Source organism: Streptomyces sp. 8N114 (assembly GCF_052245835.1).
Classification (GTDB): domain Bacteria; phylum Actinomycetota; class Actinomycetes; order Streptomycetales; family Streptomycetaceae; genus Streptomyces.
Genome location: NZ_JBQQBT010000016.1, coordinates 102,353 through 123,789, shown reverse-complemented (window position 1 = coordinate 123,789; position 21,437 = coordinate 102,353). Strand labels below are relative to the sequence as shown.

Below are 21,437 nucleotides of genomic sequence, written 5' to 3'. Positions count from 1 at the left end.
CCCGTCCGCGCTGGTTCTCTGGTGTGCAGCGGGGGCGCCGGGCCTCCGTGTGAGGACCGGGGCCGATGCCGCGGAGAAGAGGGGGGCGGACGATGCGCGTCCACGCGCGTACGACTAGTTGGGGGACGGCGGCGGTGACGGCGGCGGTGCTGACCGTCCTCGTCGGCACCCAGCACGCGGGCGCGGCCGCAGCAAAGACCGGCGGCCCGGGCGAACGGGCCACCGGCAAGCGGAGCGCCGCGAGCCTCAGCGCTCTCCGGCACGATGTGGCGGCCGTTCGCAAGGCAGGGGGCGGCAAGGTCAAGGTCCTGGCCGAGGTCCAAGACGGCCGCACAGCGGTACGGGCCAGAGCCGGTTCCGGCAGGCCGGCGCCGTGGAACGCCCGCTTCCGCGCAGCCAGTACGACCAAGACCTTCACCGCCGTCGTCCTGCTGCAACTGGCCGACGAGGGAAAGCTGTCCCTGGACGACACGGTGGAGAAGTGGCTGCCGGGCGTGGTCAAGGGGAACGGCAACGACGGCTCCCGGATCACGGTCCGCGACCTGCTGCGACAGACGAGCGGGCTGTACGACTACGTGGACGATCCGGAACTGACCGGCGTCCTGGAGGACTTCGACAAGTACCGCTACGACACCGCCCCGGCGGCCTCGTACGTCGCCGTCGCCATGCGGCACAAGCCGCTGTTCACGCCGCGTCCGGGCAACCCCCCGCGCTGGGCGTACTCGAACACCAACTACCTGCTGGCGGGCATGATCGCCGAGAAGGCCGGCAAGCTCCCCTGGAGAGAGCAGGTCGAGCACCGTGTGATCGCCCCGCTCGGACTCCGCGCAACGCATGCCGCGGGCGCCAACCCCTTCATGCCGGGCCCCCACGCCCGGGTCACCCTGCCCCTGCCGGGCAAGGACGGGAAGCCGCTCGATGTGACCGAGCACAGCCTCCAGCACACCGCCGACTCCGCGGTCATCAGCACCACCCGGGATCTCGACACCTTCTACCGCGCCCTGATGACCGGCAAGCTGCTGTCCAAGGACCGCCTCGCCGAGATGAAGCAGACGGTGGAGCGTACCGACGACCCCGAGGACGTCGCCGCTTGGCCCAAGGGCGGCTATGGCCTCGGCCTGCGGGAGAACCCCCTGTCCTGCGGCGGGAGCTACCGTCACCACGAGGGGGACGGCTTCGGCTCCTACACCCGCACCGGTGTCACCGAGGACGGCCGCCGCGCTGTCACAGTCTCCATCACCAGCGACGGCGGCATACCCGACCAGATACGGCTCAACTCCGCCACCCGCAAGCTGGTCGACCACGCCCTGTGCGGCACGGACGGCTGACGCGCGGACTTCACCAGGTGAGCACGCCGCCCGGCGCCGGTTCCGACCCCTCGCACAAGGGGCGGCCGGCGTTGGCGGTGACCTCCGCCTGCTGGCCATGAGCAGCCCAGACGGCCACTCCGCTGACGAGGAGCACACAGGCCGCGAGGGCCGTGGCCACTGCGGCAAGGACGTCGGCCCGGGTGACCCGTGGGGCAGCATCCGAGCGGCGCGCGGCGGCGAGGCTGCGTGAGTTGGTACGGGTGGAGGCGAGACGGCGGGCGTACAGGAGCACCACAAGGACTGCCATCCCCGTGCCCGCATACGCCGTCACGAACTGCATTCCGGACACATCGAGATAGCGGCAGGCAGACGACATCTGGTGCAGGTGCTCGTCGGAGAGCCGAAGAGACTCCACCGCACACCCCACCGCGCCGACGACAAGCACCGGCACAGCAACTGCCGTCAGCCGCGAACGGGAGGGAGAGGACGAGGACATGGACACGGAGTCTGGCACCCGCCCCGCTGCGGCCGGAGCCGGGGCCTCGACCGGGCACCGTCATCCGACCGGGCCGTCGGAGGTCCGTGCCCCGCACGGACCTCCCTCACCCCTGGGAGGGTTTCCTGGCCCGCCAGACCAGATAGAGGGCGCTGGCCACCGCCGCTACGCGGAGGAGGACCGGGAAGGCGTCGCTCATCGCCTCGCGCAGGGCGTCGCTGCCCTTGGCGAGGGGCTCGCCCCACCGTTCGTCCGCGCGGCCCCACAGCCAGACCGCCATGCCGCCGAGTACCACTCCGGGCATGCCCAGAACCGCCCACTTGGCCTCGTTGCGGCTCAGCTTCGGCGACCACCAGGCGGCCAGCCACCCGAGGCCCAGCGGGATGAGCGAGCCGATGACGGAGCCGGCCACCAGCAGGACCGCCGCGGTCCACTCGACCACGCCGCCCCGCCTGCTGACTCCCTCGCCTTCCCCGCCGCCCTTGCCGCGCAGCAGGCGCCGCATCAGCAGAGCCGCACCGAGTCCTGGGGCCGTCGACGGGGCGGGGACGGCCTCGGCGCCGGGAGCCTGCCCCGGGGCGGCCGGGGCCTGCCCGGTGGGCTGGGGCGCGGCGGGGGCGCCGGGCGCGGCCGGTGCGCTCGGGGCCTCCGGCCGGTCGTCCCCGTCCGCGGGCGGTGGCTTGAGTACCTCCGGCAGTTCGATGCCGCCGACGAACCCCGGCACCGGCTCCCCGGCGGCCACGGCATTGGTGCCGCCGGGGCCGGTGCCGAACGGGCTCGGGTCGACGCGCCACCAGTCGGGGTCGGAGTCCGCGTCGCCCAGCTCGTCGAGGCTTGCCAGATGCGGAGAGGAGGCGCCGAAAGCCGCGGTGGGGGTCTCGGTGCCGGAGCGCTGGATGGGCACGGACGGAGGCGATTCCGTATCGGATTGTCGCGAGGCACGGGCACCGCGCTTGCCGGCCGCCTTGTCCGCCGCCGGGGCCTCGTCGGAGGGCATCGGGGCGGCGGGGCGGGGGCTCTCCCCGCCGTTCGCGGAGGCCACGACCTCCTCGGGGCGGCCGATCCGGTTGAGGATCTTCTGCACGGCAGCCTTGGTCACCGCGCCGCCCTCCGCGGCCCGGGCCCGGTCGATCTCTCCGCGCAAGCCGCCGACGAGCCGGGCCCGTTCGGCAGCGGTCATCCGCGTACTGTGCGCCAGGTCCCCGACCCGGCTCAGATAGTCGAAGACAAGCTGATCGCTCTCGATCCCCACCAAGTCCCCGCAGCCCGTTAGCCCTTCATGCCCTCCGCCCCGACCGTACCGCGCCAACCCTCCCGGGAGGGAGTACGGCCGATGGGCGAGCACCCCATCCCGCGCAGCGACAGCATCAGCGCTGGGGCGGTAAGGCGAGTGGGTGGGTGAGCCGTCGCGGCCCGCACCACGACGGCGGGCAACGGGGGCGGGACGGCGGACACCGGGGGCGGGGGGCGCCCACCCGAGCCCGCCCATCCAGGAGAGCCCTCATGGCAGCGGGGGGCGGGGCGGGGGGCCGCTACCGTTGGGAGGATGAGCAGTGAGCAGAACGGGGGCTCTCCCTCTCGGTCGGCCGCACCGCCGGAGGCACCCCGCACTCTCGCGGAGGACCTCCGCGCCCGGGACGACAGTGCGCTCGCCGCGCTGCTGCGTGCCCGTCCCGACCTCCTCTCCCCCGTCCCGGGCGACCTCACCCAGCTCGCCACCCGCGCGGGGACCCGGTCTTCCGTCGTACGGGCGCTGGAGCATCTGGACCAGTTCACCTTGCAGACGGCGGAGGCGCTGGCCGTCGCTCCCGGCGCCCTGCCCCCCTCCGGGGCTGGACCGCAGGAGAGCCGGCCTGCCGTCAAGGAAGCCCTCGCCAGGCTGCTGCCGGGCGAGGAGGCTGCCGAGCGGCTGCCGCATGCGCTGGCCGAGTTGCGTGCGCGGGCCCTCGTCTGGGGACCGGAGGAGCAGCCGCGGCTCGTCCGTACGGCGAAGGAGCTGCTCACCTCGCCCTCCCCCACCGGCCTGGGACCCACGCTGGTGGAGGCGGTGGCGGCGGCCGGGTCCGCGAAGCCCTCGCCCTCGCGGTTGCAGGAGACGCTGGCCCGCGTGGGCCTGCCCGGTACGCATGACCCGGTCAGCGCGCTTTCCGCGTTGACGGCGCTGTTCAGCGACCCCGAGCGGATGGCCGCGCTGCTCGCCGAGGCACCGGAGGGCGCGGAGGCCGTGCTGCGGAAGCTGGAGTGGGGGCCGCCCTACGGCGCCGTCGACCTGGAGGCACCCTCACCGCCGGTCGGCTGGCTGCTGGACCGCGCACTGCTGGTCCCCACCGGTGCCGAGCCGACCGGAAGCGGAGGTGGAGCAGGCGCAGGCACAGGCCAGAGCCCGCCCGGCAGTGTCGTACTGCCCCGCGAGGTCGCCCTGCATCTGCGCGGCGGCCGTGCGCACCGGGTGCTGGAGCCGACCGCGCCGCCCCTCGCCGTGACGCGGATGTACGACCCCGCGACGGTGGACGCCACGGCGGCCGGGCAGGCGCTGACGGCGGTGGCGACCGTCGAGGAGCTGCTGGGCTACTGGGAGTCCGAGCCACCTTCGGTGCTGCGCGCGGGCGGGCTGGGCGTACGCGACCTCAAGCGGACCGCCGTTGCCCTCGATCTCCCCGAGCCGGCCGCCGCCTTCTGGATCGAACTGGCCTATGTGGCGGGGCTGGTGGCCTCCGACGGTGAGGTCGACGAGGCGTATGCACCGACCCCCGCGTACGACGAGTGGCTGCGCGCCGCGCCTGCCGAGCGGTGGGCGACGCTGGCCATGGCCTGGTACGCGGCGACCCGCACGGCCGGGCTGGTGGGCGGGGGGAGCCTCCCGGTCACGGGGGTCCCCCCGCTCGTGGGGGTTCCCACGAGCGAGCGAAGTCGAGAGTGGGGGAGGAGCCGGGAGTGGACTGACGCGCGGGGGCGCGGGCTGGCTCCGCTGGGGCCCGGCCTCGACCGCAGTCCGGCCCCCGAGGTGCGGCAGCGCGCTCTCGTCCTGCTCGCCGAGTCGGCGCCCGGGTCAGCGCCCGAGCGGGGCACGGTGCGCGAGCGGCTGCGCTGGGAGCGGCCGTTGCTCGGCAACCGGGCGGCAGCACGAGCCGCAGGGCAAGCAACGGGACAAGCGATGGGGCAGGCCGCCGGGCAGGGTGAGGCCGACGGCGGCCAGGGGCTGCGAGCCCGCCTCCTCGACTGGGCGCTGGACGAGGCGGAGACGCTGGGGGTCACCGGAAGAGGCGCCCTCGCCTCCTACGCACGCCCCCTGCTGGCCGCGGGAAGGGCCGACGGCCCGCACACCCGGGGTCCGCACGATGCCGACGCCGCCGACGCCACCCGCGCCGCCGTCGCCAAGGCGCTCGCCCCCCACCTCCCCGAACCCCTCTCCGAGGTGCTGCTCCAGGCGGACCTCACCGCCGTGGCGCCCGGCCCGCTGGAACGCGACCTGTCCGCGTTCCTCTCCGTACTGGCCGACGTGGAGTCCAAGGGCGGCGCGACCGTCTACCGCTTCACACCTGGTTCGGTCCGCCGCGCCCTCGATACCGGCTGTACCGCCGCCGACCTGCACGCTTTCCTCGCTGAGCACTCCGGTACGCCGGTGCCGCAGCCGCTGACGTACCTGATCGACGACGTGGCGCGCAAGCACGGGCAGGTGCGGGTGGGTGCCGCCTCCTCGTATGTGCGCTGCGATGACGACGCGCTGCTCGCCGAGATCCTCGCCGACCGCCGCTCGGCACCGCTGCGGCTGCGCAAGCTGGCCCCCACCGTGTTGGCCTCGGCAGCGCCGCCGGACCAGCTGCTGGGCAGGCTGCGGGAGATGGGGTACGCGCCTGCCGCCGAGTCCGCCGAGGGCGATGTGCTGCTGGCGCGGCCCGACGCGCACCGCACTCCGCCGCGTACCGCACCGGAGCCCGTACCGGAGGGTCCGCCTGCGCCGGACGCTGCGCTGCTGACCGCCGCCGTCCGCGCCATCCGGGCCGGCGACCACGCCGCCCTGCTCCCCCACAAGCCGAAGCCGCCCGCCGCCCCGCCACCCGCGGGCGGTCTGCCGCGCACCGTCATGGCCGAGACCCTCGCCACGATGCAGTCCGCCACCCTCTCCGGAACCCCGGTGTGGATCGGCTACGTCAACGCGGACGGCGCCGCCTCACAGCGCGTCATCGCCCCGGTCAAGGTCGAGGGCGGCTTCGTCACCGCCTACGACCACACCGCCGACGAGGTCCGCACATACCCGCTGCACCGGATCACAGGAGTGGCAGAGGTGGCGGAGGGGTGACCAAGGCCGGGGCCGGGGCGAGGGCCGGTGCTGGTGGGCGACGCGCGAAACCGGGAACGCCAAAGGGGCTGTGGGGGTTCACGGTGGCTGCCGGGGGAGTGGCCGTGGCCGGTGCCGTCCTGCTCGTCGAAGCCGCCCTGTTTGCGAGCCGTGCCGAATGGGCCGAGGCGACCGTCACCGGCATCGGCGAGAAGAAGACCTGTGTCCGCAACGCGGGCAAGAGCGGCAGTACGGAGTACGCCTGCTACCCGGTCGCCTACCGCTTCACCACCCGCGAAGGCCACCCCGTCGCGTTCACCGAGCGGCGCGCCGAGGACGAACTGCCCACCGTCGGCGACCACGCCCCCATCCGCTACGACCCCGCCCGCCCAGCCACCGACGTCCGTTTCGACACCAACGCCCTGTACCGCTACGGCTTCCCCGTGGCCGCCACCGCCGCCGGCCTCGCCGGGACCTGCGTGGGCATCGCCCTGCTGCGCCGCTATCGGAGGGCAGGGACCACGCGTCGTACGGCGTCTTCCTGACGTGATGCTCGACGCTCGCCCCATCGAGTGGCTCGCCCGCTTGGTCCGTCGGTGGGGCACACTGGACGTTTGGTCCCCCGAACCGAACGTCGAAAGGGTGACGCGTGAACGGTGGCCCCCTGATCGTGCAGAGCGACAAGACGCTGCTGCTCGAAGTCGATCACGAGCTGGCCGAGGCGTGCCGGAGGGCAATTGCGCCGTTCGCGGAGCTGGAGCGGGCTCCGGAGCACATGCACACCTATCGGGTGACACCGCTGGGGCTGTGGAACGCGCGGGCCGCCGGGCACGACGCGGAGCAGGTGGTGGACGCGCTGGTGGAGTACGCGCGGTATCCGGTGCCGCACGCGCTGCTCGTGGACATCGCGGAGACGATGGCGCGGTACGGGCGGCTCAGCCTCAGCAAGCACCCCACGCACGGGCTGGTGCTGGAGACCAGCGACCGGCCGGTGCTGGAGGAGGTACTGCGGTCCAGGAAGATCCAGCCGCTGGTGGGCGAGCGGATCGACCCGGACACCGTGGCCGTGCACCCCTCCGAGCGCGGCCAGATCAAGCAGGTGCTGCTGAAGCTGGGCTGGCCGGCCGAGGACCTGGCCGGATATGTGGACGGTGAGGCGCACCGTATCGATCTCCACGAGGACGGGTGGGCGCTGCGCCCCTACCAGCAGCAGGCCGTCGAGGGCTTCTGGCACGGCGGTTCCGGAGTCGTCGTGCTGCCGTGCGGCGCCGGAAAGACGCTGGTGGGCGCCGGTGCGATGGCCAAGGCGCAGGCGACGACGCTGATCCTGGTCACCAACACCGTCTCGGCCCGCCAGTGGAAGCACGAGCTGGTGCGGCGCACCTCGCTGACCGAGGAAGAGATCGGCGAGTACAGCGGGACGAAGAAGGAGATTCGCCCCGTCACCATCGCCACGTACCAGGTGATCACGACGAAGCGGAAGGGCGTCTACCCGCACCTGGAGCTCTTCGACTCCCGCGACTGGGGGCTGATCGTCTACGACGAGGTGCATCTGCTGCCCGCGCCGGTCTTCAAGTTCACGGCTGATCTGCAGGCCCGCCGCCGCCTCGGACTGACGGCGACCCTCGTACGGGAGGACGGGCGCGAGTCGGACGTGTTCTCCCTCATCGGCCCCAAGCGGTTCGACGCGCCCTGGAAGGAGATCGAGAACCAGGGCTACATCGCGCCCGCCGACTGTGTCGAGGTCCGTGTCACCCTCACCGACGCCGAGCGGCTCGCCTACGCGACGGCAGAGCAGGAGGAGAAGTACCGCTTCTGTGCGACCACCGACAGCAAGCGGCGGGTCACCGAAGCGCTGGTGCGGCGCCACGAGGGCGAGCAGACGCTGGTGATCGGCCAGTACATCGACCAGCTCGACGAGCTGGGCGAGCACATCGGGGCGCCCGTCATCAAGGGCGAGACCAGCAACGCCCAGCGCGAGAAGCTCTTCGACGCCTTCCGTGCGGGCGAGCTGACCTGTCTGGTGGTCTCCAAGGTGGCCAACTTCTCCATCGACCTGCCCGAGGCCACCGTGGCGATACAGGTGTCGGGAACCTTCGGTTCCCGACAGGAGGAGGCGCAGCGGCTCGGGCGGGTGTTGCGGCCGAAGGCCGACGGCCACGAGGCGCGGTTCTACTCCGTTGTAGCGCGCGACACCATCGACCAGGACTTCGCGGCGCACCGCCAGCGCTTCCTCGCCGAGCAGGGGTACGCGTACCGGATCGTGGACTCGGTGGAGTTGCTGGCGGACGGTACGGGTGTGGAGAGTGCCGATCCGGAGCCCGATGAGGTGTAGCTCTCCGTTGGTCCGGTGAGGGGGTGCCCCTGTCTGGCGTTTGCGGGCTGCGGCTTGCGTTGTGGCTGGTCGCGCAGTTCCCCGCGCCCCTTCGGGGCGCACCCCCAACCCTCAGCGGCCCTCCCAGGAGGAGGTTTTCGGGGGTTTCATGGCGACGCGGCCGTCCGGGGTGATGGTCGCGGTCTCGCCGGTACGCAGCCAGCCTTCGTGCAACGGCGCCTCGTCCTCCACGTACGAGGCGGTGATCCACGGGCCGCGCAGCAGCAGCTCGCCCTGGGACTGGCCGTCCCAGGGCAGCGGCGTCTGGTCGGGCCCTGAGACGCCGTACTCGACCGAGGCGGGGAAGCGGTAGTGGCCGGACTCGGGGCGGGCCACGCACGCCGGGGAGAGCGTCTCGGGCGCTCCCCAGGCCGCCGCCGTGCTGATGCCGTGCCGCCAGCCCAGCTCCTGCGCCAGCAGCGGACCACCGGGCTCCTCTCCGGGCCCGCCCACCACCACGGCCTCCCGCAACGAGGACAGGTCCCTGGGGTGCGCTGCCAGCTCCTCCAGCACCCCGTCCCACACGGCCGGGTCGGCGACCGCGAGGGTGGGCCGCTCCCGTTCGGCCATCTCGGCGAGCGGCGCGGCCTGGTCGTAGGCGCCGGGCAGCAGCAGTGAGGCACCGCCGGCGAACGCGGCGTACGGCAGCCCCCAGGCGAGCATCCGGGACATCGGTACGACGGGCAGCACGAGATCGTCCTCGCCGATGCCGTACGCCTGCGGGGTCTGCGCCTGGAGGGCGTGCAGATAGAGCGCGCGGTGGCTGTAGGCGACCCCGCGCGGGGCTGTGCCGTCGGTGGACGCGGCGTGGCAGAGCACCGCCGCGTCTCTCTCGTCGATCTCGGGCCAGTCGTAGCGCTTGCGGCGGTCGGTGATCAACTCCTCGTAGTCGTGCACCTCGGCGCCGTAGGCGGTGCCGCTGACCACGGCCGCCGAGTCACTGCCGCCCGCGACGACCACATGCCGCAGGTGTTTGAGGCGAGGCAGTACGGAGGCGAGCGGGGCGAGCCCCGTGGGATCGGTGATCAGCACCTCGGCGCCGCCGCGCACCGCCGCCGCGACGAGCTGGTCGGCGGGCAGCCACGGGTCGAGCGTGTGCAGGACGGCGCCCATGGAGGGCACCGCCAGATACGCCTCCAGGTGATCGGCGGTGTTGGCCATGAGAGTGGCGACGGTGTCCCCGTCGTCCACCCCGAAGTCGTCGTGGAGGGCGCCGGCGAGCTGGATGGCGCGGACGCCCGTGTCGAGGAACGAACGGCGGTCGGGTTCCGCCCCGCCTGCCGTTCCCGCCCAGGTGGTCACCTGGGACGTCCCGTGCGCGAGCGCCCCGTGCACCAAGAGCCGGGTCACGGTCAGCGGGATGTCCTGCATTGTGCTTCGCACACCGGCCTCCTCGGGCCTCTTCACACTCTGGTCGTCGGCCGTCCTGATGCCTGTCGGCGGCGTCGGCAGGCAGGGGCCTGCCGACGGGTGCCTGTCGGCGGTGCCGGTAGGCGGTTGCCTGGCGGCGGTGCCTGTCGGCGGGAGCGGCCGGGTATCCGTCCGTCTTGTCGGTCCGTCTTGTCGGTCCTACCCGTCTCTTCCCTGGTCTCCGGGGCGGACGCCTCCGGTCCGGTCGTTCCCGGGGCCGTCCTCGGGCAGTCGTCTCCGGGTGGGCAGCCGGATTGCCGGCCTGGCCGTCCCTGCTGATTCTTGCCCGGGTAACGCCCGGTGTCAGCGGGACATGGCGGTACGTCGCCGCCGTGTACGCCGCCCGCGCGCACGGTGGCAGCTGCTGGGCCGGGCTGTGAAGGAGCTGGTCGGACGGGTTTGCAGCGCGCGCGGGGCTGGGGTACGCGGCGCCACTGCCAGTCACCCGTGCCGCCTCCCTCGTCCCCGGGAGGGCGGACCGTCCCGGATCGCCGTTGATTGCCGCCGGGCGACGACCTTAATCGAGTCACCGCCCGGACATCGAAACGTCATCGTCCGGGGCAGCCCCGAAAACGGCTCGCCCGCCCTCCCAGGACGTGGCTACAATCCCCGACTTGCCCCCTCGCCGCCCCTCTCGGCGCGAGGCGCCCGCCGCACGGAAACCGGCCGGGCTCGTTCGTAGACCTGTACGTAGATCTGCGTAGACCTGTCCATCTGTACGCCCGCACCCGTGTGCTGCGCCCTGCATTCATGTATCCGCATGCCCTGGATCGTCATCCGCATGCGCCGGACCGATGCGGGTGCCCGCATGCATGCCCGCGTGTGGCATGCAGGTGCCCGTACCGTGCCCGCCGGAGGCAGCCTGGTGACCACTCGATCCGCACCCGACCCGACCGATCAGCCCTCCCCCGACGACGATCCCCTCGGACGCGAACGCGCCCACCTCGCGGCCTCGCGTGCCGCGCTGCGGTCCATGCGGGCCGACGCGGAGGCCCTCGACATCCGCGACGTGACCGCGAACTGGGTCAACGCCGAGGTGCTCGCCTCCGGTATCGAGGCCCGTATCGCGTCGCTGGCCGATCTGGCGCACGCGCCGCTGTTCTTCGGCCGCCTCGACTACCTGGACTACCGGGACGAGATCGGGGACGACGCCGGGGACGCCTCCGACAGTGACGGGGATTCGTCCGGCGGCGGCCACTCGTTCTACATCGGGCGGCGGCATGTCCACGACGCGGACGGCGACCCCATGGTCATCGACTGGCGGGCCCCCGTCTCGCAGCCGTTCTACCGCGCCTCCTCCAAGAACCCGCAGGGTGTGGCGCTGCGTCGGCGGTTCGGGTACACGGGCGGCGAGCTGACCGCGTACGAGGACGAGCATCTGACCGGCCCCGCCGCAGCCACGGACGCGGGGCGGGCCCGGGGTGAACCCCGCCGCACCAGCGCGCTGCTCCAGGCCGAGATCGAGCGCCCCCGCGTCGGTCCGATGCGGGACATCGTCGCCACGATCCAGCCCGAGCAGGACGAGATCGTACGTGCCGGGATCGACGGCACCGTGTGCGTGCAGGGGGCACCGGGGACGGGGAAGACAGCGGTCGGTCTGCACCGGGTGGCGTATCTGCTGTATGCGCACCGGGAGCGGCTGAACCGTACGGGCACGCTCGTCATCGGCCCGAACGACTCCTTCCTCCGCTACATCGAGCAAGTGCTGCCCGCGCTGGGCGAGGTGGCAGTGCGGCAGACCACCGTCGAGGCGCTGGTGGCGCGGCCCGACGTTCCCGTACGGGCGGTGGACAGCGCGGAGGCGGCCCGGATCAAGGGCGCTGCGCGGATGGCGGAGGTGCTGCGCCGTGCCGTGCGCGCGGGCGTGCGCCCGCTCCCGGACGAACCCTGCGTGGTGGTACGCGGCTCGCGCCGGTGGCGCATTCCCGCGTACGAGATCGAGGAGCTGGTGCGGGAGTTGCTGGCGCGCGACATGCGGTACGGCGCGGCGCGTGAGGCGCTGCCGCAGCGGATCGCACACGCCGTGCTGGTGCGGATGGAGCAGGCCGGGGAAGCGCCCGACGACCGCGTACAGGACGCCGTCGCGCGCAACGCCGCGGTGAAGGCCGTGCTGCGCCAGGTCTGGCCGGCGGTCGATCCGGCGAAGCTGGTACTGCGGCTGCTGTCCGACGCGGAGTTCCTCGCGGAGCAGGCGGAGGGCGTGCTCGGCCCGGCGGAGCAGCGGGCGATCCTGTGGGAGAAGGCGCCGCGCGGGGTCAGAAGCGCCAAGTGGTCGGCCGCCGATGTGGTGCTGGTGGACGAGGCCGCCGACCTGGTGCAGCGCACCCCCTCCCTGGGGCATGTGGTGCTGGACGAGGCGCAGGACCTCTCCGCGATGCAGTACCGGGCGGTGGGGCGGCGCTGCTCGACCGGGTCGGCGACCGTGCTGGGCGATCTGGCGCAGGGCACCACACCGTGGGCCACCGAGAGTTGGGAGGCCGCCCTGGAGCATCTGGGGAAACCAGGCGCCGTGTTGGAGGAGTTGACGGAGGGGTTCCGAGTGCCGCGGGAGGTGATCGCGTACGCGTCGCGGTTGTTGCCCGCAATCGCGCCGGGGTTGCGGCCCGCGACGTCGGTGCGGGAGTCGCCGGGGGACTTTGCGGTGCGGCGGGTTCCGGCTTCGCCGGATGCGCCGGATGGGCCTTCTTCGCCGGATGCGGCGTCGGCGGCGTCTTTGCCCGGTGCGCCGTCGTCGCCGTCGTCGCCGTCGTCACCGGATGCGTTTTCGTCGCCGTCGTCGCCGTCTTCGCCGGATGCGTTGTCCTCGCTGTCGTCGCCGTCGGTCGGTGAAACGCTCGATCGGATGGTCGTGGATGCCTGCCGGGAGGTGCTGGAGCGGGAGGGGTCGGTCGGGCTGATCGCCGCCGACTCGCGGGTCGCCGCGCTGCGGGCCGCGCTGGACGCCGCGGGGCTCGACTGTCTGTCGCCCGGTGAGGAGACCAGCGCTCACGCGCGGTTGACGCTCGTACCGGCCACGCTGGCGAAGGGTCTGGAGTACGACTACGTGGTGCTGGACGAGCCCGCCGCGATCGTGGCTGGCGAGCCGGACGAGCGGACGGGACTGCGCCGGCTGTACGTCTCGCTGACCCGAGCGGTTTCGGGGCTCGTCGTGGTACACGCGGCGCCACTTCCGGGGGCGCTGTCGGCGGGTGTGTTGACGGGCGGCCGACGAGTTGACGGGGCGGTCGGTGCGAGGCCGTAACGTAGCCGTAATGTAGATGTTTGCCTCTTTGCCCCTTTGTCCCTTCACATCCGAGCACGTCTGAGCACGTCCAGGAGTCGCGCTGTGCACCATCTTTCTTACGGAGATGTCAAGACCGCCGCCGATCGGGTTGCCGACGGCGTTCGTCCTGTCGCGGTCGCGCGTGCGGACGCCGGGGCCGCGCCGGAGTACGAGTTGTTCTTCGCGTTGGAATTCATGCAGCACACCGGGAGCTTCAAGGCGCGGGGCGCGCTCAACTTCCTGCTCGCGCATCGGGAGCGTGGGGAGCTGCCCGACGCGGGCGTCACCCTTGCGTCCGGCGGCAACGCGGGGCTCGCGTGCGCCTGGGCCGCGCGGGGGCTGGAGGTGCCCGCGACGGTGTTCGTCCCGGAGACGGCGCCGCAGGTGAAGGTCGACCGGCTGCGTGCGTACGGGGCCGATGTGCGGCTCGTCGGTACGGAGTACGCGGAGGCCGCGGCGGCGTGCGAGGCGTTCGCGGCCGAGACCGGCGCTTTGCCGTCGCACGCGTACGACCATCCGCTGATCGCGGCGGGGGCCGGAACGCTGGTGGAGGAGATCCGGTCTCAGGTGCCGCTCGTCGACACCGTGGTGGTGTCGGTGGGCGGGGGCGGCCTGTTCGCCGGGGTCGCGGCGGCCGCGGAGCACCACGGGATCCGGGTGGTGGCTGTCGAGCCCGAGCGGTGCCGGGCGCTGAACGCCGCGCTGGAGGCGGGGCGCGTGGTCGATGTGACGGTCGACTCCGTCGCCGCTGATGCGTTGGGGGCGCGGCGGGCCACGCCGATGGCGTTGTCCGCTGCGGGGCATCGGAATGTGCGGTCGGTGTTGGTGAGGGATGAGGCGGTGGTGTCGGCGCGGCGGGAGTTGTGGGAGCGGTATCGGTTGGCCGTCGAGAATGCGGCGGCTACTGCCGTTGCCGCCGTTGAGGGGGCGGTGGGAGTTGGGGAGGGGGCAGCTTATGTGCCTTCCGCTGGGGAGCGGGTTGTTGTGGTGTTGTGCGGGGGCAATGCGGATCCGGGTGAGCTCGGGGGGTGAGGGCTCCGTCCTGGGGTGGCGGGTTTGCTGGGATGCGTAAATTTGGCGTTGGTTGCCGGGTTTTTGTTTCGTGCGAACGCGCCTTGGGGCTGGCTACGGGGGGAGGGGTCGTGGGTTGCGGTGCGTGCTGGTTGCCGGTGCGGGTGAGTGGGGGGCTGGGCGCCGTGCCGCCGCCGTCGCGGGGTTGGGGTTCGTGAGCCGACCGGGCGGTCGGTATGGGTTGCGGGGGAGCTGGCTGCTGCCGCCTTGGGGTTGCGGTTTCGTACTCTCGCTCCGCTCGTGGCACGCCGGTGGCCGGTCGGGCCGGGGGTGGGGGTCTCCTTTTTTGAAAGTTGTGCGGGGGGTCGGCGTGCGCCCCTGGGCGCCGACCCTTCACTGAGACGAGGCAGCCGGCAGTGGTGGCTTCGGCGGTTTCGGGGCCCGGGGGTCGCCGCGCTGGGCAGCTACTTGAAGGCGGGCAGGTTGCGCGCCACCCACTCGCCGAACGGCCTGGCCGGACGGCGGAGGACCCGTTCGATGTCCGGGCTGATCACCTGCTCCGCCGGAAGCGGGGCGCCGAGGATGTCCAGGGTGCTGCCGATGACCTCCTCCGGCATGAATTGCGCCAGGTGGGCGTGGGCTTCCTCGCGGGACAACTCCACGAAGGCCACCTCCTCGCCCAGAGCCTCGGAAATCACCGCGGCCTGGTGACGCGGGCTGATCACCTCGGGGCCGGTCAGCTCGTAGGTACGCCCCGCGTGACCGTCCTCGCGCAGCGCGGCGGCGGCGACCTCGGCAATGTCCGCCGGGTCGACGACCGGCAGTGCCACATCGCCGAACGGGGCGAACACCGTGCGCTTCGTACGGACCGACTCGGCCCAGGCGTAGGCGTTGGAGGCGAACCCGCCCGGGCGCAGAATCGTGAACTCCGCCCCTGACGCACCCACAGCGGCCTCGAACTCTTGCAGGCGCGCGTGTGAGGGGGCGTGTGGGCGGGTGGAGTTGATCTGCGAGGAGAGCAGGACGACCCGCTCGACTCCTGCCTCCATGGCCACGTCCAGCAGCGCCTCGGCGCTTTCGCCGGGGCCGTTGAGTTCGCCGCCCAGCAGGATGAAGAGGGCGTCGGAGCCTGTGAGGACCGGCCGCATGCTCGCGGAGTTCCCCAGGTTTGCCTGGGCGTGCCGCACCCCTGCCGGGAGCCCTTCGATCTGTGCTCGCCGCGAGACCGCGACGACCTCTTCCCCCGCCTCGGCCAGCAGCGGCACCAGCGTCCCTCCGATGTTGCCGGTCGCTCCAGTCACCACGATCATGACGATCCCCTAAATAAGTTAGTTGGCTGACTTAGTTACCTGGACGGACCGTAGCACAGCTCGACCGGGAGCCGTCTATAGTTAGTCGGGTGACTGACTCAGCAAAGCCGGAGACGCGGGCGTCGAAGCCCCGAGCGTCGAAGCCGCGGGCGCGGGGCTCGGAGAAGCGTCGACGGCTCACGACGGCGGCGGCCCGGGTCTTGCACGAGCAGGGCGTCGAACGCACCACCCTCGGCGACATCGCGCGCGCGGCCGACGTACCCGTCGGAAACGTCTACTACTACTTCAAGACGAAGGACGAACTGGTCCAGGCGGCGCTGTCCGAGCACAGCGCGCACCTGGACGAACTGACCGGTCGGTTGGACGAGTTGCCGGACCCGCGTGAGCGGCTCAAGGGCCTGGTCGAAGCCTGGCTGGAGCAGCGCGATCTCGCCGCCCGGCACGGCTGCCCCACCGGCACCCTGGCCGTCGAGCTCGACAAGCGGGCGGACGGGACCCTCGACGCGGAGGTCGGCGCCGTGCTCCGGCAGCTGCTGGACTGGGCCGGCCACCAGTTCCGCGCCCTGGGCCTGTCCGATCCGGACGACCTCGCCATCACCCTCGTCTCCACCTACCAGGGCATGTCCCTCCTGGCCAACGCCCTCCGCGACCCGGACATCATGACCCGCGAGGGAGCGCGCCTGCTGCGCTGGTTGGACTCCCTCTGACCGGGCCGCCCCTCAGCGAAGCTCCTTCCACCTGCTCTCCACGATCCGGAGTACGTCGGCGAGGCTCGCCACCACCTTCTTGAGCGCCAGCCGCAGCGCGAGCGCCCCGGCCGCGGGCTCGTCCAACACGGCGTGCGCCTCCGCGAGGACCGCCTGCGCGGCTGCCAGTTGGTGCTCCTCGACGCGGTCCGCGAATGTCGCCACCACGCCGTCGGGATCGCCGACCAGATAGCACGGCTTGCCCATGTCACTCACCCACGGCAGCAGCCGCATTTGTTCGTAATCATCCATGGCAGGACCGTAGGAGAGGGGCTACCGAGGAAAGGGCACAGTTTGTGCCCCCCTGGCCTGTTCTGTCGCTCAGGCGGTCAGGACGCCCACGCGAGCAGCTAGCTCCCCGGCCCGGCGGCGGCGGGACGGGCTCTTGGCGGCCGTCTCCTCCAAGAGGATGCGGCGGGCGTAGCCGTTGTAGCGGACGGTTTCCGGGGCGGCGTCGTAGGCGTGGGTCAGGGCGGTGAGGGATTCCTCGGAACGGCCGTCGAGTTGGTAGGCGCGGGCGCGTTCGATGTGGTGGCGGGCCCGGCGGGGTCGGGACGGCAGCCCGAGGGTGTCGGCCGCACCCGCCTGACGTGCACTCTCGCCGCCGGCGTGCAGCTCGACCGCGACGGTCACGGCGTGGGCACTCATGACCGCGCGGGAGAAGGATGTCACCGGGTGGAAGTAGTCGGCCGGGAGTCGCCGGGCCACGGCGTGGGCCGCATCCCAGTGGTGCCAGGCGGTGCCGGTCTCGCCGCGGCGCGCGGCCGTGTACCCGGCCTCGAAGCGGAGGGCTCCCGCGATGGCCCGTACGTCGTCGTCCGCGTCCGGCAGCAGCGGCTCCAGGTGACGCAGCGTGGCATGGGTGACCGCGTCAGCGGTGTCGAAGTGGGCGTGCCCGCTGTCCCGGTGGGCCTGGGCCCCCAGCCACGCGGCGACGCCGATCGCATGCGGGTCCTCCGACTCCTGAGCCGCGACCATGCCGCGCTCGACGGCCCGCCACAGCAGCGCGGCGTCGGGCTGATAGGCCAGGAAGAACTGGCTGAGCGCGTACGTCTCGGCCAGCACGGCCTGCGCGGCACGGCGCTGGGGTGCGGTGTCGGCTTGGAGGACGGCGAGTTGAGCGTCCTCGACCAGCGCGGGGAGCAACGCGCCGACCACGTCGCGGTGGTGCGGTGCCGCGTGCCGCGCCGCCCACGCCCTGGCGAGGCGTTCGCGCAGATACATCGCGCTGGGGGCCTCGCGGCTCCGCGCGCTGAACGGGAAGGCGTCGATGGCCGCCCGCACCTCGGGCAGCCGCCGGTGTCCCGGGCCGGTGAACAGCGCTGTGGCCATGGAGCTCTCCCCGGTCAGCTCGGCCAGATCGCCCACGCGCAGCACTTCGGCGATCCGCAACACCATCGGCAGCTTCGGCATCTGCAGCCGTCCGCCCTCGATCTGCTTCACCCAGCTCGCGGACCGCCCCAGCAGCCCGGCCAGCACCTCGCGGCTCAACCCGCGCCGCACCCGCAACACCCGAACCCGCTGCCCGAACGCCACGGGCTCGTTCTCACAGTTTCCACCCATCACCACCGCACCCACCCCTTCCAGCCGACTTCCCTTCTCAGCTTAGGGATTGCCCTGCGCGAGGGCTGGGTGAACAGGCCGCGCGACGGCCCTCAGCATGTCGTGGGCATGGTCCGAGAGCCATTTCGGGGCACTCCGGTTCAGGGTGTGCAGGGTGCGGTGGAGGCGGGTGGTGGTGCGGGTGGAGGAGACGGTGGGGAGGAGGTGGGCGGTGCGGGTCAGGGTGGTGGCGGCTTCAGGCCAGGCGCCGGCGTGGGTCTGGGCGGTGAGCTCGGCGACGGAGTGGTAGAGGGCGGCGCGGCCGGGCGGGGTCAGTTCATTGACGCGGTGGAAGAGGGGGACGGCGGCGGCCGGCTCTCCCAGGGCCAGCAGCATCGCCGCCTCGTGGCCGAGGACTTCCGTTTCGTCGACCCACCAGGTCCAGGCGGGGTCGCGCGGGGCCAGGGAGTCCTGGAGTCCGCCTCGTGCCCGGCGCATCACCTCGCGGGCTCGGGCGCGCTCGCCCGTCTGCGCCAGGGCGCGGGCCTGTCGTACGTGGGCCAGCAGGGCGACCCGCGGGGGTACGCCGGGGCGGGTCAGCAACTCCTGGGAGAGGGCGAGGGCCTGGGCCGGGGCGGCGGTGCCGACGGCATGCATGGCGAGCATGTCGAGGGCGAACCACTGTCGGGGGCGGTCACCGGCGCGCACGGCCAGCGCATGGGAGTCGGCGAAGGCATGGCGGGCCTCGTGCTTCCGGCCCGCGTCGAAGAGGAGCCAGCCGGCGATCTGGGCGAGCTCCGCGACCTCGGCCGCCCGCCCCTTGTCGGCCGTCGGACCCAGTCGTGCCCGTTCGGTCGTCCATATCCGCCGGGCCGCGGATGCCACCGCGTCGCCGCCGTACCGGTCCTCATGGCGGAGCAGCGGACCCATCGCCGCCTTCACGATCCCCTCACCCTGGCCGCCCACCCGGCCAGCGTACGCAGCGCCGGATGGCGTTATCGTGCGGGCATGAGCGCCCCAGGCAGCAATGACTACGAGAGACTCCAGCAGGACGTCCTGCGGATGCGGACGTCCTCCCCGGCCGAGCGGAGGGCGTTCCTCCGGCAGCGGAGGAACACCCCTGCCAACGCACGACGGGCCCTCATGCTGGCCGGCGCCGTGTATCTGCTCGGCGGGATCGGCGAGACGGTCCAGGCGGTACAGGGGAACAAGTCCGCGCTGATCATCGGCGTACTCGTGGCCGCCACTGCCCTGTCGGCCCTCATGATCGAGCTGGGGCGGCGCGGTCGCACCCGGCTCGGCTTCACCGTCTTCGTCGTCGGACTGATCGTCCTCTCCTTCGTCGGAATGCTCTGACCAGTCTTCGGGAAACGCTGCCTCGGGCTTCGAGAAGCGACCGTCCCGGACTTCGGGAAGCGCCGCCCCGGGCCTCGGGAAACGACGCCCCGGGCCCTCACCGCAGGAACGCCGCTGCCACCCCCGAGTCCACCGGGACGTGCAGCCCCGTCGTACGGGTCAGATCGCCGCCCGTGAGGGCGAAGACGGCTGCCGCGACGTGTTCCGGCAGGACCTCGCGCTTCAGCAGCGTCCGCTGGGCGTAGAACTCGCCCAGTTTGTCCTCGTCCACCCCGTAGACGGCCGCGCGTTGGGCGCCCCAGCCGCCGGCGAAGATGCCGGAGCCGCGGACGACGCCGTCCGGGTTGACGCCGTTGACGCGGATGCCGTACTCCCCCAGTTCGGCGGCGAGCAGCCGCACTTGGTGGGCCTGGTCAGCCTTGGTCGCGGCGTAGGCGATGTTCTTGGGGCCCGCGAAGACCGCGTTCTTGGAGGCGATGTAGACGATGTCGCCGCCCAGCCCCTGTGCCCGCATCAGCCGGGCCGCCTCGCGGGAGACGAGGAAGGAACCGCGGGCCATGATGTCGTGCTGGAGGTCCCAGTCGGCGGCGGTGGTCTCCAGGAGGGGCTTGGAGAGGGAGATGCCCGCGTTGTTGACGACGAGGTCCACGCCGCCGAACGCCAGTGCCGCCGCGGCGAACGCGGCCTCGATCTGCTCCTCGCCGGTCACATCGACGGTGACGGCGACGGCCTTGTCCGGCCCGCCCAACTCCTCGGCGACCGCAGCCGCGTCCGCACCGTTGCGGTCCGCGACCACCACACACGCACCCTCGGCCGACAGCCGCCGGGCGATCGCCTTGCCGATACCGGAGGCGGCCCCCGTCACCAGCGCGATCCGGGCCGCCAGCGGCTTGGGCTCGGGCATGCGCCGCAGCTTGGCCTCCTCCAGCTCCCAGTACTCGATCCGGAACTTCTCCGACTCCTCGATCGGCGCGTAGGAGGAGACGGCTTCCGCGCCCCGCATCACATTGACGGCGTTCAGATAGAACTCGCCCGCCACCCGCGCCGTCTGCTTGTCCTTGCCGAACGAGAACATGCCGACGCCGGGTACGAGAACGATCGCCGGGCCGGCGCCCCGCATCGGGGGTGAGTCGGCGGTGGCGTGCCGGGCGTAGTAGGCGGCGTACTCCTCGCGGTACGCGGCATGCAGCTCGCGCAGCCGGGAGATCGCCTCGTCGAGGGGCGCGGTGGCGGGCAGATCGAGGACGAGAGGGCGGACCTTGGTACGCAGGAAGTGGTCCGGGCAGGAGGTGCCGAGCGCGGCAAGCCGGGAGTGCTCGGCGCGGGAGAGGAAGTCCAGTACGGGCTCGGCGTCGGTGAAGTGCCCGACGAGCCCTCCAGCCCTGAAGCTATCGGCGTCACCGGTCCGACTGTTGACGTTCGAGGCCAGCCCGCGCAGTACGGGCGCCAACGCGGCTGCTCGCGCCCGGCGTTCGGACTCGGGCAGCGGCAGGTAACCGTCACCGAGGAGCGGACCGAACGGTTCCGGTGCGCCGTGCCGCGCCAGGAACTCCTCCGCCGTACGGATCATCCACAGCGAATTGCGCTCGCACTCCTCGGACGTGCCGCCCCACGCGGTGATCCCGTGCCCGCCGAGTACGACGCCGGCCGCCTGCGGATTGGCCTCCTTGACGGCGGCGATGTCCAGCCCGAGCTGGAATCCGGGGCGCCGCCAGGGCACCCATACGACGGACTCGCCGAAGCACTCCCGGGTCAGCTTCTCGCCGTCGGCCGCGCAGGCGAGGGCTATGCCGGAGTCCGGGTGCAGATGATCGACGTGCGCCGCGTCCAGCAGTCCGTGCATGGCCGTGTCGATGGACGGTGCGGCGCCGCCCTTGCCGTGCAGGCAGTAGTCGAACGCCGAGACCATCTCGTCCTCGCGCTCCACGCCGGGGTAGGTGGCGGTGAGCGCCCGCAGCCGGTCCAGCCGCAGCACGGCCAGCCCCTGCTCGGTGAGCGTCCCCAGATCTCCGCCCGACCCCTTGACCCACATCAGCTCGACGGGCTGCCCGGTGACGGGGTCGGTGGCGGCACCTTTGGCGGAGGCGTTCCCTCCCGCGTAGTTGGTGTTGCGCGGATCGGCGCCGAGCGTATGGGCGCGGCCGAGGAGAGCGGCCACGGCGAGGTGGTGGGACGAGGAGGGCATGCGCTTCCTTCGCTCGTGAAACGATTCAAAAGGCAAGCTAGAGGGGGCCGTTGAGGGCTGTCAACGGGGCGGCGCGCCGTCAGGGGCGCGGGGCTGTGTTCATGTGCGGCTCCGCCGCGATGGGGGTGCCCCCTGTTCGAGCGAAGCCGAGAACTT

The 21,437-nt window shown here is 72.5% G+C and carries 16 protein-coding genes; 8 read left to right on the top strand and 8 right to left on the bottom strand.

Annotated features, from left to right (window positions below; all coding sequences use genetic code 11):
- Positions 1-92 precede the first annotated feature (92 nt).
- Positions 93-1,328 (top strand): serine hydrolase domain-containing protein, encoded by a 1,236-nt coding sequence (locus ACTWQF_RS26930; protein ID WP_443282280.1) that lies wholly within the window; start codon positions 93-95, stop codon positions 1,326-1,328.
- Positions 1,329-1,338: 10 nt separating this feature from the next.
- Here the strand turns inward: ACTWQF_RS26930 and ACTWQF_RS26925 are convergent, their stop codons facing one another.
- Both ACTWQF_RS26925 and ACTWQF_RS26920 read right to left on the bottom strand, forming a co-directional pair.
- Positions 1,339-1,806, bottom strand: coding sequence for a hypothetical protein (locus ACTWQF_RS26925; protein WP_443282279.1), 468 nt, complete (start codon positions 1,804-1,806; stop codon positions 1,339-1,341).
- Between the two features lie 106 nt (positions 1,807-1,912).
- Entirely contained in the window at positions 1,913-3,058 is a 1,146-nt protein-coding gene (locus ACTWQF_RS26920) for a hypothetical protein (RefSeq protein WP_443282278.1), read from the bottom strand.
- A 294-nt stretch (positions 3,059-3,352) separates the two neighbouring features.
- Between ACTWQF_RS26920 and ACTWQF_RS26915 the strand changes: the two genes are divergently transcribed.
- From ACTWQF_RS26915 to ACTWQF_RS26905, 3 genes are all read left to right on the top strand, one after another.
- Entirely contained in the window at positions 3,353-6,106 is a 2,754-nt protein-coding gene (locus ACTWQF_RS26915; RefSeq protein WP_443282277.1) for a helicase-associated domain-containing protein, read from the top strand.
- Between the two features lie 104 nt (positions 6,107-6,210).
- Positions 6,211-6,630 (top strand): DUF3592 domain-containing protein, encoded by a 420-nt coding sequence (locus ACTWQF_RS26910; protein WP_443282276.1) that lies wholly within the window; start codon positions 6,211-6,213, stop codon positions 6,628-6,630.
- A 104-nt stretch (positions 6,631-6,734) separates the two neighbouring features.
- On the top strand, positions 6,735-8,420 hold the full coding sequence (locus ACTWQF_RS26905) for a DNA repair helicase XPB (RefSeq protein WP_443282275.1): 1,686 nt from the start codon (positions 6,735-6,737) through the stop codon (positions 8,418-8,420).
- Between the two features lie 111 nt (positions 8,421-8,531).
- Here ACTWQF_RS26905 and ACTWQF_RS26900 read toward each other — a convergent pair whose 3' ends face one another.
- Positions 8,532-9,842 (bottom strand): AMP-binding protein, encoded by a 1,311-nt coding sequence (locus tag ACTWQF_RS26900; RefSeq protein ID WP_443282274.1) that lies wholly within the window; start codon positions 9,840-9,842, stop codon positions 8,532-8,534.
- Positions 9,843-10,677: 835 nt separating this feature from the next.
- On the opposite strand from ACTWQF_RS26900, the gene ACTWQF_RS26895 reads away from it, so the two are divergent.
- Both ACTWQF_RS26895 and ACTWQF_RS26890 read left to right on the top strand, forming a co-directional pair.
- Positions 10,678-13,110 carry a HelD family protein gene (locus ACTWQF_RS26895; protein ID WP_443282305.1) on the top strand — a complete coding sequence of 811 codons (2,433 nt, stop codon included), beginning with the start codon at positions 10,678-10,680 and terminating at the stop codon, positions 13,108-13,110.
- Between the two features lie 84 nt (positions 13,111-13,194).
- Entirely contained in the window at positions 13,195-14,163 is a 969-nt protein-coding gene (locus ACTWQF_RS26890; RefSeq protein WP_443282273.1) for a serine/threonine dehydratase, read from the top strand.
- Positions 14,164-14,606: 443 nt separating this feature from the next.
- Here ACTWQF_RS26890 and ACTWQF_RS26885 read toward each other — a convergent pair whose 3' ends face one another.
- Positions 14,607-15,452, bottom strand: coding sequence for an SDR family oxidoreductase (locus ACTWQF_RS26885; protein WP_443282272.1), 846 nt, complete (start codon positions 15,450-15,452; stop codon positions 14,607-14,609).
- Between the two features lie 89 nt (positions 15,453-15,541).
- Here ACTWQF_RS26885 and ACTWQF_RS26880 point away from each other — a divergent pair, with 89 nt between their 5' ends.
- Positions 15,542-16,159 carry a TetR/AcrR family transcriptional regulator gene (locus tag ACTWQF_RS26880; RefSeq protein WP_443282271.1) on the top strand — a complete coding sequence of 206 codons (618 nt, stop codon included), beginning with the start codon at positions 15,542-15,544 and terminating at the stop codon, positions 16,157-16,159.
- A 12-nt stretch (positions 16,160-16,171) separates the two neighbouring features.
- On the opposite strand, the gene ACTWQF_RS26875 is transcribed toward ACTWQF_RS26880, so the two are convergent.
- From ACTWQF_RS26875 to ACTWQF_RS26865, 3 genes are all read right to left on the bottom strand, one after another.
- Entirely contained in the window at positions 16,172-16,450 is a 279-nt protein-coding gene (locus ACTWQF_RS26875; protein ID WP_443282270.1) for a hypothetical protein, read from the bottom strand.
- A gap of 69 nt (positions 16,451-16,519) precedes the next feature.
- Positions 16,520-17,761 (bottom strand): helix-turn-helix domain-containing protein, encoded by a 1,242-nt coding sequence (locus ACTWQF_RS26870; protein ID WP_443282269.1) that lies wholly within the window; start codon positions 17,759-17,761, stop codon positions 16,520-16,522.
- Positions 17,762-17,803: 42 nt separating this feature from the next.
- Positions 17,804-18,706, bottom strand: a complete 903-nt coding sequence (locus ACTWQF_RS26865; protein ID WP_443282268.1) for a helix-turn-helix domain-containing protein — start codon at positions 18,704-18,706, stop codon at positions 17,804-17,806.
- A gap of 42 nt (positions 18,707-18,748) precedes the next feature.
- On the opposite strand from ACTWQF_RS26865, the gene ACTWQF_RS26860 reads away from it, so the two are divergent.
- Positions 18,749-19,096, top strand: a complete 348-nt coding sequence (locus ACTWQF_RS26860; RefSeq protein ID WP_443282267.1) for a hypothetical protein — start codon at positions 18,749-18,751, stop codon at positions 19,094-19,096.
- A gap of 97 nt (positions 19,097-19,193) precedes the next feature.
- Here the strand turns inward: ACTWQF_RS26860 and ACTWQF_RS26855 are convergent, their stop codons facing one another.
- Complete coding sequence (locus tag ACTWQF_RS26855) at positions 19,194-21,281, bottom strand: bifunctional aldolase/short-chain dehydrogenase (RefSeq protein WP_443282266.1); 2,088 nt, start codon at positions 21,279-21,281, stop codon at positions 19,194-19,196.
- Between the last annotated feature and the right edge of the window lie 156 nt (positions 21,282-21,437).

Excerpts from the sequence above, each read along its gene's own strand:
- ACTWQF_RS26930 (WP_443282280.1), top strand. The coding sequence starts at position 93 with ATGCGCGTCCACGCGCGTACGACTAGTTGGGGGACGGCGGCGGTGACG.
- ACTWQF_RS26925 (WP_443282279.1), bottom strand. The coding sequence starts at position 1,806 with ATGTCCTCGTCCTCTCCCTCCCGTTCGCGGCTGACGGCAGTTGCTGTG.
- ACTWQF_RS26915 (WP_443282277.1), top strand. The coding sequence starts at position 3,353 with ATGAGCAGTGAGCAGAACGGGGGCTCTCCCTCTCGGTCGGCCGCACCG.
- ACTWQF_RS26895 (WP_443282305.1), top strand. The coding sequence starts at position 10,678 with ATGCATGCCCGCGTGTGGCATGCAGGTGCCCGTACCGTGCCCGCCGGA.
- ACTWQF_RS26885 (WP_443282272.1), bottom strand. The coding sequence starts at position 15,452 with ATGATCGTGGTGACTGGAGCGACCGGCAACATCGGAGGGACGCTGGTG.
- ACTWQF_RS26875 (WP_443282270.1), bottom strand. The coding sequence starts at position 16,450 with ATGGATGATTACGAACAAATGCGGCTGCTGCCGTGGGTGAGTGACATG.
- ACTWQF_RS26870 (WP_443282269.1), bottom strand. The coding sequence starts at position 17,761 with ATGGGTGGAAACTGTGAGAACGAGCCCGTGGCGTTCGGGCAGCGGGTT.
- ACTWQF_RS26860 (WP_443282267.1), top strand. The coding sequence starts at position 18,749 with ATGAGCGCCCCAGGCAGCAATGACTACGAGAGACTCCAGCAGGACGTC.
- ACTWQF_RS26855 (WP_443282266.1), bottom strand. The coding sequence starts at position 21,281 with ATGCCCTCCTCGTCCCACCACCTCGCCGTGGCCGCTCTCCTCGGCCGC.